General features: G+C 44.9%; 19 protein-coding genes. 3 read left to right on the top strand and 16 right to left on the bottom strand.

The features are described 5' to 3' along the window. Positions 1 to 181 precede the first annotated feature (181 nt). Positions 182 to 454, top strand: a complete 273-nt coding sequence (nrdD, locus tag EIH25_RS09720; RefSeq protein WP_124100862.1) for an anaerobic ribonucleoside-triphosphate reductase — start codon at positions 182 to 184, stop codon at positions 452 to 454. A 220-nt stretch (positions 455 to 674) separates the two neighbouring features. Here the strand turns inward: nrdD and rlmH are convergent, their stop codons facing one another. The 9 genes from rlmH to rd all read right to left on the bottom strand — a co-directional run bounded on the left by rlmH (position 675) and on the right by rd (position 8,196). After that, the gene (gene rlmH / locus EIH25_RS09725) at positions 675 to 1,160 is read right to left on the bottom strand and encodes a 23S rRNA (pseudouridine(1915)-N(3))-methyltransferase RlmH (RefSeq protein WP_124100863.1); all 486 of its coding nucleotides are present in this window, start codon (positions 1,158 to 1,160) and stop codon (positions 675 to 677) included. Continuing rightward, on the bottom strand, positions 1,157 to 1,942 hold the full coding sequence (locus EIH25_RS09730; protein ID WP_124100864.1) for an MBL fold metallo-hydrolase: 786 nt from the start codon (positions 1,940 to 1,942) through the stop codon (positions 1,157 to 1,159). The genes rlmH and EIH25_RS09730 overlap by 4 nt, the downstream gene beginning before the upstream one ends. A gap of 41 nt (positions 1,943 to 1,983) precedes the next feature. Then, positions 1,984 to 2,817 carry a Cof-type HAD-IIB family hydrolase gene (locus tag EIH25_RS09735; RefSeq protein ID WP_124100865.1) on the bottom strand — a complete coding sequence of 278 codons (834 nt, stop codon included), beginning with the start codon at positions 2,815 to 2,817 and terminating at the stop codon, positions 1,984 to 1,986. A gap of 194 nt (positions 2,818 to 3,011) precedes the next feature. Continuing rightward, positions 3,012 to 4,298, bottom strand: coding sequence for a UDP-N-acetylglucosamine 1-carboxyvinyltransferase (locus EIH25_RS09740; protein ID WP_124100866.1), 1,287 nt, complete (start codon positions 4,296 to 4,298; stop codon positions 3,012 to 3,014). A gap of 597 nt (positions 4,299 to 4,895) precedes the next feature. After that, positions 4,896 to 5,936, bottom strand: coding sequence for a Holliday junction branch migration DNA helicase RuvB (gene ruvB, locus EIH25_RS09745; protein WP_124100867.1), 1,041 nt, complete (start codon positions 5,934 to 5,936; stop codon positions 4,896 to 4,898). A gap of 51 nt (positions 5,937 to 5,987) precedes the next feature. Beyond that, the gene (locus tag EIH25_RS09750) at positions 5,988 to 6,674 is read right to left on the bottom strand and encodes a hypothetical protein (RefSeq protein ID WP_124100868.1); all 687 of its coding nucleotides are present in this window, start codon (positions 6,672 to 6,674) and stop codon (positions 5,988 to 5,990) included. Positions 6,675 to 6,721: 47 nt separating this feature from the next. Then, on the bottom strand, positions 6,722 to 7,315 hold the full coding sequence (gene ruvA / locus EIH25_RS09755; RefSeq protein ID WP_124100869.1) for a Holliday junction branch migration protein RuvA: 594 nt from the start codon (positions 7,313 to 7,315) through the stop codon (positions 6,722 to 6,724). Positions 7,316 to 7,378: 63 nt separating this feature from the next. Next, positions 7,379 to 7,885, bottom strand: coding sequence for a crossover junction endodeoxyribonuclease RuvC (ruvC, locus tag EIH25_RS09760; RefSeq protein WP_124100870.1), 507 nt, complete (start codon positions 7,883 to 7,885; stop codon positions 7,379 to 7,381). A gap of 152 nt (positions 7,886 to 8,037) precedes the next feature. Next, positions 8,038 to 8,196 (bottom strand): rubredoxin, encoded by a 159-nt coding sequence (gene rd / locus EIH25_RS09765; RefSeq protein WP_124100871.1) that lies wholly within the window; start codon positions 8,194 to 8,196, stop codon positions 8,038 to 8,040. A 347-nt stretch (positions 8,197 to 8,543) separates the two neighbouring features. Here rd and nrdR point away from each other — a divergent pair, with 347 nt between their 5' ends. Then, complete coding sequence (nrdR, locus tag EIH25_RS09770) at positions 8,544 to 9,002, top strand: transcriptional regulator NrdR (RefSeq protein ID WP_124100872.1); 459 nt, start codon at positions 8,544 to 8,546, stop codon at positions 9,000 to 9,002. A 188-nt stretch (positions 9,003 to 9,190) separates the two neighbouring features. Here the strand turns inward: nrdR and EIH25_RS09775 are convergent, their stop codons facing one another. From EIH25_RS09775 to EIH25_RS09800, 6 genes are all read right to left on the bottom strand, one after another. Continuing rightward, positions 9,191 to 9,391, bottom strand: coding sequence for a helix-turn-helix transcriptional regulator (locus EIH25_RS09775; protein ID WP_124100873.1), 201 nt, complete (start codon positions 9,389 to 9,391; stop codon positions 9,191 to 9,193). A 68-nt stretch (positions 9,392 to 9,459) separates the two neighbouring features. Continuing rightward, positions 9,460 to 10,197 (bottom strand): DNA adenine methylase, encoded by a 738-nt coding sequence (locus tag EIH25_RS09780; RefSeq protein ID WP_124100874.1) that lies wholly within the window; start codon positions 10,195 to 10,197, stop codon positions 9,460 to 9,462. A 67-nt stretch (positions 10,198 to 10,264) separates the two neighbouring features. Continuing rightward, entirely contained in the window at positions 10,265 to 10,510 is a 246-nt protein-coding gene (locus EIH25_RS09785; RefSeq protein WP_124100875.1) for a hypothetical protein, read from the bottom strand. Between the two features lie 11 nt (positions 10,511 to 10,521). Beyond that, on the bottom strand, positions 10,522 to 11,406 hold the full coding sequence (locus EIH25_RS09790) for a glycoside hydrolase family 25 protein (RefSeq protein WP_124100876.1): 885 nt from the start codon (positions 11,404 to 11,406) through the stop codon (positions 10,522 to 10,524). A gap of 7 nt (positions 11,407 to 11,413) precedes the next feature. Next, the gene (locus tag EIH25_RS09795) at positions 11,414 to 11,599 is read right to left on the bottom strand and encodes a hypothetical protein (protein ID WP_124100877.1); all 186 of its coding nucleotides are present in this window, start codon (positions 11,597 to 11,599) and stop codon (positions 11,414 to 11,416) included. Between the two features lies 1 nt (position 11,600). Continuing rightward, positions 11,601 to 12,020, bottom strand: coding sequence for a hypothetical protein (locus EIH25_RS09800; protein WP_124100878.1), 420 nt, complete (start codon positions 12,018 to 12,020; stop codon positions 11,601 to 11,603). 89 nt (positions 12,021 to 12,109) lie between these two features. Here EIH25_RS09800 and EIH25_RS09805 point away from each other — a divergent pair, with 89 nt between their 5' ends. Further along, the gene (locus EIH25_RS09805) at positions 12,110 to 12,622 is read left to right on the top strand and encodes a hypothetical protein (RefSeq protein WP_124100879.1); all 513 of its coding nucleotides are present in this window, start codon (positions 12,110 to 12,112) and stop codon (positions 12,620 to 12,622) included. 7 nt (positions 12,623 to 12,629) lie between these two features. Here the strand turns inward: EIH25_RS09805 and EIH25_RS09810 are convergent, their stop codons facing one another. Next, the gene (locus EIH25_RS09810) at positions 12,630 to 14,621 is read right to left on the bottom strand and encodes a hypothetical protein (RefSeq protein ID WP_124100880.1); all 1,992 of its coding nucleotides are present in this window, start codon (positions 14,619 to 14,621) and stop codon (positions 12,630 to 12,632) included. Between the last annotated feature and the right edge of the window lie 24 nt (positions 14,622 to 14,645).

A 14,645-nucleotide genomic window follows, 5' to 3' on the forward strand; every position in this document is an offset into this window, starting at 1 on the left:
TCCGCGCTTAACCAAATGTGAAATGTACACAAAAAAATAGTGCGTAAAATGACAAACAGGCTATTGACAGACACAAGATATAGTGGTATAATACTAAATACAGTACAATAAGTGCTATGAAAGACAGCGGATCTGGGTTGAAATCCGCAGATTGATATTATGAGTGAAAGAGGTTAGAAAAATGGTTGATGTAAAAGTAAATAACGGCGAGCTTTCGCAGGCTGAGATAAACGCGTACATAACAAGAGCTCATGAGCTTTATCCGGAAAAAACTATCGAGGGTATAGAGCTTAATGTTGACGGCGACTTTGTTGATATTCAGTATCATTTTGCAGACGTTCCTTTCCAGAGAATTCGCAGGATCACAGGATATCTTGTGGGAACCATCGACCGTTTCAACAACGCAAAGCGCAGCGAGGTTGAGGACAGGGTAAAGCACGGAGTTGCTCAGTAATTATACAGTAATGCTCTTGCTTTAAATGCAAGGTAAAGGCTTTATTTGCGCCGTTTGGATTGTCTGTAAGTTTTATCTGAAAAAGCTGTGTCTTGATAAAACGAGTTATGGAAATCAGCGGTAAATCTATAAATAAAAATATCGGGAGGTCAGGAACCGCCCGATATTTTTATGCTGTCAAGGCGCAGCCTGAGCTGATCAGGGAAAGCCTCAGCCGCGATTATTTATGATATTTAGTATGATTTGAAATCTGGAAGCTGCGGTATATCTGTTCCAGCAGCATTATTCTTGCAAGCTGATGAGGGAAGGTCATTTCAGACATGGAAAGTCTGAGGTGAGCTTTATTTTTTATGTCCCCGCTTATTCCGAAGGAAGAACCGATAATAAAGTTTACGGTTGAAAAGCCGTTGGACGCGCATTCGTTTATCTTTGAGGCAAGCCCTTCGCTTGAAAGCTGTCCGCCCTCGATACACATGGCAACGTTAAATGCGCCTTTTCTGCCGATATACGCTTCAATGGACTTGGCCTCGGCTAAAAGCGCTGCGGCTGTTTCCTTTTCCGACGGAGAATCCGGCAGCCTTGCTTCGGCAAGCTCTATTATTTCCAGCTGACAGAAGGGTCTTAGCCGCTTTGAATATTCTGCTGCGGCGTCGCGCCAGTATTTTTCTTTCAGCTTTCCTACGGTTACAAGATTGATTCTTATCAAAACGCCACCGCCATTCCGCAGCCGTCGGGCGAGGCGATATCCAGCAGATAGTCGCTGTTTCGTCTAAATTCGTTCAGAAAGTCTACCGCCGAGCTTTCCGCTATAAAGGCGGTGTTGTTTTCCTGGCTCAGATGACCCAGAACGAACCGGCAGGTTCCGCCTTCGATCAGCTTTTTCAGCTGTCTTGAGCAGTCCGAATTTGACAGATGACCGTGAGAGGAGGCGATCCTCTGCTTAAGAGTATACGGATACGAGCCGTTTCTCAGCATTTTTTCGTCATAGTTTGATTCCAGAAGAACCATGTCGGCTCCGGTCAGCTTTCTGTCTACCTCAGGAGTTATTTCTCCGAGATCGGTGCAGGTAACGATGACCTTTCCGTCAGGGCATACTATCCGGTATCCGCAGCTTGCGGGGGCGTCATGAGGAGTTTCAAAGCTGCTGACGCAGAACCCTCCGACTTCAATATCTCTGTTATCCACCGAATACATTGCGGCGTCCGCCGCAACCTTGTCCGAGGAGGCAAGTATTTCAAGATTTACCGTCTGGGCATAGACCGGAATACTGTATTTTTTAGTAAGGATTTTAAGTCCCGCGATATGGTCTGAATGAGTATGGGTGATAAAAACGGCCTGAACCGCTTCGGGAGAGATACCGTTGTTTTCAAGAGCGCCTACAAGACGTTTACAGGAAACGCCTGCGTCAATAAGTATTCCTGAGTTTTCATTTCCTATGTAAGACGAGTTTCCCTTGCTTGAGGAAAACAGCGGGTAAAACCTTGCCATGCGATTTTGTCCGCAGCCTTGAGCCGCGGGCCTCCTCCGTTTCATATTGATTTCTCATAAATATATTTTGCTACTGAGTTTTCGGTATTTGCGCCTATTATTTCGTCAGCCTGTTCCTTTACCGCCGTAACGGCGTTTTTTACCGCAACGGAGTGATCTGCTTCTTCAAACATAGGCAGATCGTTAAGATTATCTCCGAAGCAGATTATTTTTTTCGGTCTGATAAGCTTACGCAAAAACTGAACCGCTTTCTTTTTTGAAGCCGCCGAGGAGAAAATTTCTATATACCACAGCCCGTCGGAATAGCGGTCGCTGTAGAAAGTAACCTCTGTTCCTTTAATTTGCTGGGCTCCGCGGTAAAGCGGCAGAAGCCGTTCGTATGAATCTATTATTGTAAAATAAATTATGTCCTTGCGGCATAACGAGCAAAAGTCATCGGTACGGGAAAAGGACTTATAGTATTTTATCTTTCGTTCATTATAGAAATCCTGCATTGCTCCGCTTGAAATACGCTCATAATAGGTATGCATAGCCGTGTCCTCTACAGTATACATAAACGCGTCTAAGCCGCAGCTGCGCAGAAGCGCTATGATATTCCTTACTGTATCTTGATCAAGCAGCGCTTTGCGGATATATTTTCCGGCTTTGAAGTCGTATATCAGAACGCCGTTCATTAAAATTACAGGAAAATCAAGCGTAAGACCTTTCAGTATTACTCCGCTTGACGCCAGCGTTCTTGCGGTAGCGGCAGTAAAAGCTGCTCCGTTTTCTGCCGCGAGATTGAGCCGTCTGAGGCTTTCTTCACTGAGCCTGGCGGAGTTATCCAGCAGGGTTCCGTCGAGATCAGAAATAAAAAGAGTTTCTGTATTGTTCATCAGCAAACCTCCTGAATCACAATTCCTGCCGCGTATAATTAAAACAGGACGTCCGGGACAAATCAAAAGCCTGAAGTTTCAGCATAAGCAGTATATCTGCTGATTTTCTCACCGCATTGTGCAAAATTAATGCCTGAAACTATCTTATGCTGACAGGCTTCGGATTTCTTCCGAATATCCTGAAAATTTTTATATCAGCCGCTGAGCTGCGATGCGCTTATTTCAGAAATATGAACGCGCTTTATATCCGCACCGAGCTGTTTTAGCTTTTGGTCTATACACTCGTAGCCTCTTTCGATGTAGTGTATGTTTTCAATTTCGGTAGTGCCCTTTGCGGCAAGACCTGCAATAATCATAGCCGCGCCGGCTCTCAGGTCGGTTGCGACTACGGGAGCGCCTTTAAGCTCGCCCGTGCCCTGAATAACGGCTACCGTTCCGTCAACCGAAATATCCGCTCCCATTCTTCTCAGCTCGGAAACGTATCTGAAACGATTGTCAAAAATGTCGTCCGTAACTATGCTTGTACCCTCCGCCAGAGTAAGCAGGGTGGAAAACTGCGGCTGCATATCAGTAGGAAAACCAGGGTGCGGCATGGTTTTAAGCGAGGTTTTCATAAGAGGTCCGTCAATAAAAACCCTGACGCTCTCATCGTTTTCTATAACGGTAACTCCGACCTTTCTCAGCTTTGCGGTAATTGATTCAAGGTGCTTGGGGATAATGTTCTTGATTAAAACGTCGCCCTTTGTGGCGGCGGCGGCAACCATATAGGTTCCGGCTTCTATCTGATCCGGAATAATGCCGTAAGTTATGCCCTTGAGGTAATCAACGCCACGCACTTTTATTACATCTGTTCCCGCTCCTCTTATATCGGCGCCCATTGAGTTGAGGAAATTCGCGAGGTCAACTATATGGGGCTCCTTGGCGGCGTTTTCAATTATGGTAAGACCCTTCGCCTTAACAGAAGCCATAATAGCGTTTATAGTACCGCCTACGGTATTGAAGTCAAAATATATCTGAGAACCGATAAGTCTTTCGGCTGTGCAGTGAACCTCGCCGTTTTCTATATCGTCGGAAGCTCCGAGACATCTGAAGGCTTTCAGGTGCTGGTCGATAGGTCTGTCGCCCAAATCACAGCCGCCCGGCATAGCCACATACGCTTCGTGAAAGCGTCCCAGCAGCGTTCCCAGAAAATAGGTTGACGCTCTCATTGAACGCGCGAGCTCATACGGAACTCTCGGAACCGTTATTCCTCTGGTATCAAAATAAACTGTATTTCTATTGATAAGTCTGATTTCAGCTCCCATAGATTTAAGGATCTTCATGCAGATGGTTATATCGCTTATTTCGGGAACGTTTTCAAGCACACAGGGCTCGTCACACAGAATAGTTGCGGCAACAAGCGCAACCGCGGCGTTTTTTGCGCCGCTGATCGTTACTTCTCCGTGCAGAGGGATACCGCCGTTTATTACAAACTTATCCAAAGTTGTACACACTCCTTAATTTTACAGCTGCTTTTTGGCAAAGCACCTGTATATTATAGCACAGAAAGCATAAATATAAAAGCTGTAAATTGGAAAATCTCTGAAATGATTAAAAATCATTAACATTTATTATATAAATAAGTGTATATTAACCGTATTTTTGATCTGCGCATAAAAAATTATAGTAAACGTAAAGAGCCTGAATTAAAAGGAAATCAAATAAACTCAGCACAATCGGCAGGCTCTGAAAAAACTGAATAAAGCTTTGGTAAAAACATTAACACCTCTAATAGTTTACCACAATCGTATAAAAAAATCAATAGTCAGCACGATAAAAATCGCAGTTTTCGATAAATTTCTTTGATTTTTATTCTTATTGTAACCAAAAAGCAATTAAACCAGGGTAACAAATCGGACAGTTGTAATACAAACGTAACTAAAGTAAGCAATTTGTAATTATTACAGTACAATTTTTTTCACACTTTGCGTTTTTTAAGGCTTACGGTATTAAAAAAAGTCTAGAATCGTGGGAATCGTTATGACGAAAAAACAGCCGGAGCAGCGGGCTTTCCGCAGTTTCCGGCTGTACGGTTTAGATTAAAGCATTGTTTGTCCGTCCTTTAAAATCCCCAGGTGCTCATAGGCAAGCTGAGTTGCGCAGCGTCCTCTGGGCGTTCTTGAAATAAACCCAAGCTGCATGAGATAAGGCTCGCAGACGTCTTCAAGGGTTACAGCCTCCTCGCCTATAGCCGAAGCCAAGGTGTCAAGACCGACAGGTCCTCCTCCGTAGCCTTTTATTATCATGTTCAGCATTCTTCTGTCAAGATTGTCAAGACCGAGACGGTCTACCTCCATGCGGTCGAGAGCGATCCTTGCAATATCCTTGGTTATTCTGCCGTTGCCCATAACCTCCGCGAAGTCCCGCACCCGCTTGAGAAAACGGTTGGCGATTCTAGGCGTTCCTCTGGAACGGGAAGCAAGCTCCATCGCGCCTTCTCTGTCGCAGGGCACTCCGAGGATCACCGCGGAACGCATTATTATCTCGCAAAGCTGATCGCTGTCATAAAGCTCCAGACGTTCGATAACTCCGAATCTGTCCCTGAGGGGCGAGGTAAGCTGTCCCGCGCGGGTCGTGGCGCCTACAAGGGTGAACTTGTTAAGCTCAATCCTTATGGATCTTGCGGCAGGACCTTTACCCATGATTATATCCAAAGCGTAATCCTCAAGCGCAGGATACAGGACTTCCTCCACTTGCCTTGAAAGCCTGTGTATCTCGTCGATAAAAAGCACGTCGCCCTTTTCAAGGTTAGTGAGGATAGCCGCCAGATCGCCCGGTTTTTCGATCGCCGGACCGGAGGTGGTGCGTATATTTACGCCCATTTCATGGGCGATAATGGTTGAAAGGGTGGTTTTTCCAAGCCCCGGAGGACCGTAAAGCAATATATGATCAAGGCTGTCGCCTCGTTTTTTCGCCGCCTGTATGTAGATCGAAAGATTTTCCTTTACCTTTTCCTGACCGATGTATTCCGCGAGAGTTTTGGGGCGCAGGCTTACTTCAAAGTCATCGGTGGTATCTGCCTCTATCTGTTTGGGAGCGACTATTCTGTTTTCAATATCAAAATCGCTTTTTTCTATCATTTTAATGTCCTTTCAGGTAAAACGTATACAGATGTGTATATTGCGGCATATTTATTCAGCGGAGATTTCCTGCTTGGTTTCGTTCAGACCGAACTGAGTCAGGGTTATATCTATTGTTTCTGTATCGGAAAAGACCGGAGTATACTGAGCGAGAACGGTTCCGTTGCCTTCGTCGTAAAAGGAAACGGCGGCGGAAAGTTCCTTCCAGTTTATAATCATAAGATAGCTTCCCTCAAAGCCCTCGGGAGCCGGGAACGCCTTGCTGGAGCTGAGCATAGAGCCTGCGGCGACCTCGTCAACTCCCGTCTGTGAATTTAACAGACTGCCCAAAGAGGCTGTAATTTTCTTGGTCAGCGCGGCGCGGGCTTCGTCGGAAAACGAATCTCCGGAGTATCCCGACATCTGCATATAGCTGTTCACCTGATTTTCAGACAGCGCATAGACGGTCAGCTTGTCAGGCTCAGAAAGCTCCGCTTCTGCAAACGACGTATAAAATCCGGCAGCGTCTTCATCTGAAAGACCCATATCCTCAGCGGATATTTCTTTTGCTGTGGTCTGCGTCAGCGAGGTAAGCTCCCGCGAGCAGGAGCGCATAAATTCTTCGGGAATTATTTTTTCCGAGCTTGTCGCTTTAGACGAGTTTACGCCGTCCTTTTCCGAGCTTTCGTCCTTTTTATCGCAGGCGGAAAAAGATAGAGCCATAACAGCCGCGGCTGTAAGTGCAAAAAGTTTTTTCATAGCTTTACCGTACGTTTTTATTAAACGTTATCCTTTCATGATTGATTTTAAAACCTCGCTAATCCTATAAGAGCTTTTTTGATAAGCTCCTCCACCGGAAGATCGGGGTCAAGCTGCGATACAGCTCCCGCCGCCTCCGCCGATGAATACCCCAGAACCTCCAGCGCAGTTATCGTTTCGCCTATATTTCCGCCTGTGACAGATACGGGAACGGCGGTCTGTCCTCTGACTGAAATTGTTTCTCCGGCTACCTTGTCTTTAAGCTCCAGGCATATTCTTTCGGCGGTCTTTTTTCCTATTCCCTTTACCTGAGTAAAGGACTTTGAATCCGAGGTGGCTACCGCAAGGGCAAACTGCTGAGGATTCATGGCGGACAGAATGGCAAGACCCGCCTTTGGACCTACTCCCGAAACAGAGATAAGCAGCTTGAAGGCTCTCAGCTCCTCCTTGTCCGCAAAGCCGAAAAGCTCCACGGCGTCCTCTCTTACGCTCATATATGTAAGCAGAGTTACCTTTTCCTCTCCGGCGATTTTTTGCAGCGTGGAAAGGGTAGTTTTACAGGCGTAGCCTACTCCGCCGCATTCCACGACGGCAAGCTCCGCTTCGGTGTGTATAAGTTTTCCGCTCAGTGAATATATCATGATCTTTCTCCCTTCAGACGGGACTTCCTCGCTTTCAGAAATCTGATTCAAGCCTCAGGTTTTTTAGTCTTTATTTTTTACGCTGTCCATAATTCTCCTGCTGTTCACCGAAAGCCCGTGAGTAATGGCGATAGCTACGGCGTCGGCAGTGTCGTCGGGCTTGGGGACCGCTTTTAGGCGGAGCATCGTTCTGGTCATTTCCTGAACCTGCTTCTTTTCCGCTCTGCCGTAGCCCGCTATGGAGCATTTTACCTGGAGAGGGGTATATTCGTAGATAGGTATGTTTTTCTGAATAGCCGGCAGAAGCGTAACGCCTCTCGCCTGAGCCACATCTATAGCGGTTTTTTCATTGGAGTTGAAAAAAAGCTTTTCTATCCCCATTTCGTCCGGCAGGTAGGTATTTATTATCTCGCACATATCGTCGTAAATCGTTTTAAGGCGTTTGCTGAAAGGCATATCCGCGCCGGTAGTTATCGCTCCGAAGCTGACGGTGGAAAAGCTTCCTCCGTTGTAATCCACAACTCCGTAGCCTACTATTGCATAGCCAGGGTCTATTCCGAGAATCCGCAAAAAATCCCCTCCGGACAAATTTATTACGTCTTCCGCACATAACGGATATGCGGCGTTTCAATAAATATTATAGCATACGCGCTTACAAAAGTCAAGCACAAACGTTCACATAAAAGCAAAGCCGTTCCGCATAAAGCGAAACGGCATAACGGTTATTCAACAGGAGAAAACTGATCCTTTCCTACGCCGCAGAGCGGGCAGAGAAAATCGTCGGGAACATTCTCCCACTCGGTTCCCGGAGCAACGCCGCTGTCGGGATCTCCAGCCTCGGGATCGTAGATATAGCCGCAGATATCGCATACATACTTCATAGTGCATCCTCCTTGAATTAAGATTTTATCTTCTGACCATACTAGTAGTATATCACATTACTGAAAAAATACAAGAGATAATTTATCATAAGGTCATGGCTTTTTTATGAATCGTGAATTTTGCAAGGCTCCCGGGAGACCCTGCTTAAATTCGGCGTTAAGCGTAAAAGTACATTTTCTTGTACACAACTAATGATTTTTTCAAAAAAAGTGTTGCAATTACATACAAGCTGTGGTATAATAAATAAACAAAAGCACAATATCTGAAGGTCATTTATTTTACAGGAAAGGGAGGCGGCCCGTAAAGCCTTGCCGTCTGGAGCGGCTGCTGAGCGCGGCAGTTTTATATGAGATGTCCGTTTTGCAATTTTGAAGATACGAAGGTAATAGATTCGCGGCCGAGCGAAGGCAAAAAAAGACGCAGGCGTGAATGTACAAACTGCGGAAGAAGATTTACTACCTATGAGGTTGTGGAAAAGCCTCTGCTTATGGTATATAAAAAGGACGGAAGCTTTGAGCCCTTCGACAGAATGAAGCTTTTGAAAGGACTTCAGAGCGCGATCAAAAAGCGCCCGGTAAGCGTTGAAGATATCAACGCGCTTGTGGACGATATAGAGAATACTTACGCCAACGCTATGCAGACCGAAACGACTACCAGCGAGATAGGCGATAAGGTTTTGCAGGAGCTTAAAAAGCTTGATCACGTCGCCTATGTCCGCTTCGCTTCAGTTTACAAGGATTTCGGCGATGTTGATTCGTTTATCCAGATCATATCGGAGCTTTCTGATGAAGATAGTTCAAAATAATAATCCGGGGCTGCCGTTCAAATTCGGCGGTCCTTTTTATTTTGCGGAATTCGCGGCGTTTGTAGCTTGACGCGCAAAATCAAAAAAACTGACACGCAAAAACGAAAAAAAGCAGTGAAATGTTTCAAAAGTTTGGGACAAATCACTGCTTTTTAAAATTTAAACGCTGTTATAAAGTAATAAAAAGGCTATTTTAACAGCTTTAAAATATCTGAAATATCACAATTAAGAATTGAGCAAATAGCGTCTAAATGCGAAAATTTGAAACGCTCGGCTACATTATTGCATAAATCAGAAACGGTTGAGGGTCTGATATGTGCAGCTTTGGCAAGCTCAGCCTGAGTTATGTTGCGCTCATTGAGCAATTGTCTTAAATTAATCTTGATCATTGCTTCCTCCTCATACTTTTTTTACGGTACAAATAACAGATTACGTTATTTGTTCTCTAAAAAAAATATTAGAAATTAGTTATTATAACCTCCTTAAAGCTGCCGGAACTGAGGCTGTTACTACGCGAAACAGCGGTTATATTATAATCAGCATAAAGGCTGCGTATATAGTCATCATCGTTATAAGACAATACAAATTTACCTTTAATACGGTGCAATATCAAGCACAGCTTTTCATGATCTGCTTGTGTAAACTTAACGTCGTAATGTTTTTCTGTCGTATGGTACGGTGGATCGCAATAAAACAAGGCTTTTGGTCTGTCATAAACTTTTATGAGATCAGCATAGTCCTTATTTTCAATTGTTACTCCAGAAAGCCTGTTTTCCAAGCTCTTAAAATCATCTGTATCAAGTACCTTTTTATTGCACCCGAAGCTTCGTAACTCTGCACCGTAGCTTGTCTTAATAAGCACAAAAAACATTGCGGCACGCTGTATGTCCGTAAAACCTCGGCTGTTAATATGATCTTTGCAGTCGAAAAACATCTCTCGACTATTAAGATAGTAGCGTATTTCACGTCTAAGCTCGTCGCTGTGATATTTTAAGCAGCGGAAAAAGTTGACCAGATCACTGTTAGCGTCGTTGTAAACCTCCAGAGCGGCGTGCTTGTCTTTTGCAAAAAGCACCGACCCTCCGCCGCCGAAAACATCAATAAATCTGTCGTAGCTTCTGTCCAGAGGAAACGCCTCGACTATCTTATTTTTCAGCTGACTTTTGCCTCCTATCCATGGTATTGGACTTTTCATTCTGCATCTCTCCTTATATAATAGTATAATAACAGCTCCGAGAGCAGTACCCCCGGAGCTGAATTATTTAGTTGATGGGTTTAAGATAATCAGCAACTATAAAATAATGCTTGCGGTTGATTTTTACTTTGTACCAGATATGACCGTATGCAATGCATTTAAAATTCTTTTGCACTTGGATTTTAATGTTATCATCAAGCACTCCGACTATTGAACCTGCTTTGAAATTGCAGTCAGACCGATAGTTGATTCGGGTCGTTGTCATCATTGATATATATGTAATTTCCTCTGTCTTGACCTTATCTGTATCCATTATATCACTCCTCATATGTCGGATTTATTGATCCACCCAGTCACATACAGTCCGGTCGGTGATTTGCCGCAATTACTCTTTTTGTTTGTAATGCGTATACGATTATTAACTACAGCATTGTCGTAAATGTAATAAGCGCCGCTCTTTTTTACGCCGCTTTTCGCAGTCGCGGAAACGTACAAGGTCGTATTTTTAAGCGTTATCTGCGTGCCTTTTGTATAAGACTTAGCCGAGGTCTGCGGTTTGGCAGACGATGAGGACGAAGCTTTCTTAAATCCGTTAAAGCCGCCTTTTTTGATCGTCGTCGGATAGTCAACATAGCAGTAATCGCAGTCAACATTGCCGGATATACCGCTGATTTTACCCGTGCTGCTGTACTGCCATATACCGTAGCTGCCACTGTAATTGCATTTGCTGTTGTATTCTGCTATCCACAGCGCATACCTCTTAGCCACATTGGCTGAGATGTATGTCTGTAAAGGAGAACGGCTTATGTACAGTCCCGAAAAGAATCCCGCTTCCTCCAGCGCGTTACAGAACGCCTTTACTATGCTGTCACAGAAGCTTCTGCCTTTCGCGAACTGCTTCCGCTCTTCCAAGTCAAAGAAAATCGGCATTTCAAAAGTTTTACCCTTTATTGCGGCAAGACATGATTTTGCTTCCTGCTTTGCCGCTTCAACGCTGTCCGCATAGCTGTACCAGTACGCTCCGACGTTAAGTCCTGCCGCTTTGGCGTTCTTGTAGTATTCCTCGAAACGCGGATCTATCTGCTTAGGATACGCCAAAGCGTTTCCGTAGCCGGCGCGGATTATTACAAAATCAATACCCGCCGCCTTTACTTTTTTGAAGTTTACCTCGCCCTGATAATATGATACGTCTATTCCTTTTGTTTTCATCGTTGTATTACTCCTTAGCATTTGAATTTTTCTGATACTGTGTGCCAAAATAAAATGAAATCACGACAGTAAACACAGTCAAAAACTGCTCTGCCGATATAGCCTGCTTAACTGCTAAAATGCAGAAAACAACAGTCAGCATAAGCGTTACAATCGACTTTACATTGATTAATTTTGCCAGTTTCTGTTTCATATCAGTTTACCTCGCTTTCAGTTTCATCCGCGCTCAGCTCGTTTACCGCCGAAGCCGCAGCTTCTCCCTTATCAAGCACAAGCCAGTCTACGTAATACGTCCCTGCCGGAAGCGTTGAGGACGGCGCACCGCTCGCGTTCTGCCCCGCGCATATTACAGCGTATATCGAAGCGTTAGTCGCGCTTGTCTGGTTGTACGTAAGCGTAAGACAATAGTTTAAAAACGGGCTGGGCGCGCCGGCTCGTCTTAATGTCGCCACGATCCTTGTGTTGATAGTCGGAGTGAACGGCAGGGATAGTTTTTTGTTGATGAGCGACGACGAGCTTGAGCTTGTGATCGTCTCCGTTCCGGAAATAAGCGGCAGCGCCTTCCCTATCGCCTCGTCTACCTGTTCGCCTGAAAAATTAAGATTGTAACTCATAAAATACCTCGCTTTCATATTTTTGCATTGCAAATTCTTATATTTGTGCTATAATTTACTTAAAGTAAATTTTTGATGGGGGACATAACATGAAAAAACTTCTTACATTCGCGCTTACATTATCTCTCGTCTGCTGTCTTGCCAGCTGCAACAACAGCAATAACGAGAGCAGTAAGACTTCCGACAGCCAAGCCGCAAAAGCTAACGCGCAGTCAACTACAACGACTACCACGGCAAGTACGACTACCACCACGACAACAACTGCGGAAAAGACTACGACAACTACAACAACCGAAAAGACAACCACCACTACGACCACGCCTGAAACGACTACAACAACAGCTCAGACGTTTGATACAAGCTATTATAAATACGAATCTTCACAGTTGAAAGTCGCTAAGTATGACATAAGCCTGTATGCCGCACCTGACAAAAGTTCAGAGGTGTTATATAATTCGACCGAAGGGGCTGTTCTGGAGATAATCGGCGAAGCAAATAACGACTGGGAGGTCGCTTTAGTTGACGGAAATATTGTGTTTGTAGAAAAGTTTGCAATAAAGGTTTCAACTAAACTTTATACTGCTCCTGTTGATATATATTGATAAAAAATTAATTTTCCAATCCTTCCTTGACAGATATATAGCCGCCGTTCTTTTCTATTAAAAAATCACTTGCATACACTATACCATCGGTATAGACACTACCCGTTTCAACGTTGATTGTGCAAACTGTAGTTCCATTTTTTTCACAACCTAATTGTCCCGCCTGACAATAAAATTTACAACCAGTATTATCGTTCGTAAGCACCCATTGTAGCGGTGAAACCTCGATTGTCCACTCATTGTGCGACAATTTTATCAAGCTTGTTTCTTTGTCATCCGTTTCAATGTTAATATTACCGCCTGTAATTTCCGCATTGTTCGATTTAAGACTATTAGCTATAACATCACCTGCGCTGTCGACCTTAAATTTGCCATTTCCGCAGTTAATATTACCATTCGTTATATTTGCAGAAGTCATAGTAACATTACCGCTTTTATCAACTTTAAATGCGCCGTTGTCAATAGCGCAGCCGACAAGCTTCAGAAGATTGTTCGCAAATGTCATTGCGCCCCCGCCGAAGCTGAACGTTCCGTCCTCGAGATTGATTTTCGACCCTGTTTTGTTCGCCTCGGAATAATTTAACGACTGAATAACTATCGCCGACAGTATACCCGTAAGTATCTGCTCGGCGTTTATTCTGCCCTGAATGTCGATTGCCGTGTTGATCGGACCGTGTATACCGTCTGTACCGCCGGCAATTCCGTGATTGTTTATCAGCAGAAATTCCTTAGCCTGCTCGATGTCAAGGTTATCCGTGTAATATGTAGCAACAGGCTGATTGTCAGCATTGAATTTTGTGACTACATATCCGCCCTCGTTGCCGACGATGTAGTCTATAGATTCCTGAAATGCAGCTTTCAGCTTTTCCTCCGTCGCGTTCAGAGCGGCTGCGACGACTTTTTTTACCTTGCGCATCATGGGACTGCTGTCATTGCCTTTATTGTCGCTGTCCGGCGTTCCCGTCGCGGAAATATTCGCGCTCAGACCTCCGTCGTAGCTGTACGACATAGACATCAGCGGTACCCGGTAGCTTGTGCCGTCAGCCTTCTGCACAGTTACAACGTCGAGAATATCCAAGCGTGGATCTCCTAAACGGTGATAGATCGAAAGCGGTCTGTACGGCTTCATAAGATAATTGCTCGCCGCCTTAGCCAGCAGATTTTGCGTCATGTACGGATTTGTAAACGTCATCGCTCTGCCCGGAATCGCCGTTATGCTCAGCGTTTTGTTTTCATCGACTTTGCAGCTTATCTGCGATATTTTAATGTCGTTCTGATCCGTTTCCGGCTCGTCGGCTCGTCCGGCTGTGACAGTATAGTCAATGTCCGTCCACGCTTTGTGTATAAGATGTCCCTCACGGTCTAGCATGGCGCATTTGCCGCCGTCCAGACTGACGCAGTAGCTGAGCATTTCCCGGTAAGTACACTCTTCAAGCGGAGCGTCGATCTTTATCGGAGCGGAATCTCTGACATATATCTTCTGACCGTCTGCCGTCAATATAGCTTCTCCGTCCTCATCGCAGAGCTGGGAATAATCATACCTCGGGGGAAGTATTCCAAGCTTGTTGCATATCTCCAGCTCTACATCGTCGGTAGTTGCCGGAAAGCTTAACGACGACGTATATGTATCGTCAGATTTGTAAAAGCCGTCATGAGCTTCAACAGTCCATTTTTCACCGTTCTGCTTGCATGACGTCACTTTGTATCGCCCGAAAGGTATTAACTCCTCCTCCAGCTCGCTGAATAAATTTACAGCGTAAAAATACAGCACAAACGTCTTGCCGCTTATATCCGCCGTAAGTCCTGTGACCTCAGCAGTTATGCTTTGCGAGATAGTGTCACCTGCAATAATGTCTTTGTTTGCAGTGCTTGCCTGCGTCGTAATCTTAGCGATCCCGTCCGACAGCTCCGTTCCGTCCGCAAACTCCATCACCGCCCGGAACGTTCTGCTGTCAGACATTATATAGTCCGCGACCTCCTGTGAAACGACCTGATACATTGCGCACCTCCTAAACCTCAACAA

Origin of the sequence: Ruminococcus sp. Marseille-P6503 (assembly GCF_900604945.1) — a bacterium.
Classification (GTDB): Bacteria; Bacillota; Clostridia; order Oscillospirales; family Ruminococcaceae; genus FB2012.

What these genes read in the sequence shown, in the direction of transcription:
- nrdD (WP_124100862.1), top strand. Translation starts at nt 182, where the DNA reads ATGGTTGATGTAAAAGTAAATAACGGCGAGCTTTCGCAGGCTGAGATA.
- EIH25_RS09730 (WP_124100864.1), bottom strand. Translation starts at nt 1,942, where the DNA reads ATGGCAAGGTTTTACCCGCTGTTTTCCTCAAGCAAGGGAAACTCGTCT.
- EIH25_RS09735 (WP_124100865.1), bottom strand. Translation starts at nt 2,817, where the DNA reads ATGAACAATACAGAAACTCTTTTTATTTCTGATCTCGACGGAACCCTG.
- ruvB (WP_124100867.1), bottom strand. Translation starts at nt 5,936, where the DNA reads ATGATAGAAAAAAGCGATTTTGATATTGAAAACAGAATAGTCGCTCCC.
- EIH25_RS09750 (WP_124100868.1), bottom strand. Translation starts at nt 6,674, where the DNA reads ATGAAAAAACTTTTTGCACTTACAGCCGCGGCTGTTATGGCTCTATCT.
- ruvA (WP_124100869.1), bottom strand. Translation starts at nt 7,315, where the DNA reads ATGATATATTCACTGAGCGGAAAACTTATACACACCGAAGCGGAGCTT.
- rd (WP_124100871.1), bottom strand. Translation starts at nt 8,196, where the DNA reads ATGAAGTATGTATGCGATATCTGCGGCTATATCTACGATCCCGAGGCT.
- nrdR (WP_124100872.1), top strand. Translation starts at nt 8,544, where the DNA reads ATGAGATGTCCGTTTTGCAATTTTGAAGATACGAAGGTAATAGATTCG.
- EIH25_RS09775 (WP_124100873.1), bottom strand. Translation starts at nt 9,391, where the DNA reads ATGATCAAGATTAATTTAAGACAATTGCTCAATGAGCGCAACATAACT.
- EIH25_RS09780 (WP_124100874.1), bottom strand. Translation starts at nt 10,197, where the DNA reads ATGAAAAGTCCAATACCATGGATAGGAGGCAAAAGTCAGCTGAAAAAT.
- EIH25_RS09785 (WP_124100875.1), bottom strand. Translation starts at nt 10,510, where the DNA reads ATGGATACAGATAAGGTCAAGACAGAGGAAATTACATATATATCAATG.
- EIH25_RS09790 (WP_124100876.1), bottom strand. Translation starts at nt 11,406, where the DNA reads ATGAAAACAAAAGGAATAGACGTATCATATTATCAGGGCGAGGTAAAC.
- EIH25_RS09795 (WP_124100877.1), bottom strand. Translation starts at nt 11,599, where the DNA reads ATGAAACAGAAACTGGCAAAATTAATCAATGTAAAGTCGATTGTAACG.
- EIH25_RS09800 (WP_124100878.1), bottom strand. Translation starts at nt 12,020, where the DNA reads ATGAGTTACAATCTTAATTTTTCAGGCGAACAGGTAGACGAGGCGATA.
- EIH25_RS09805 (WP_124100879.1), top strand. Translation starts at nt 12,110, where the DNA reads ATGAAAAAACTTCTTACATTCGCGCTTACATTATCTCTCGTCTGCTGT.
- EIH25_RS09810 (WP_124100880.1), bottom strand. Translation starts at nt 14,621, where the DNA reads ATGTATCAGGTCGTTTCACAGGAGGTCGCGGACTATATAATGTCTGAC.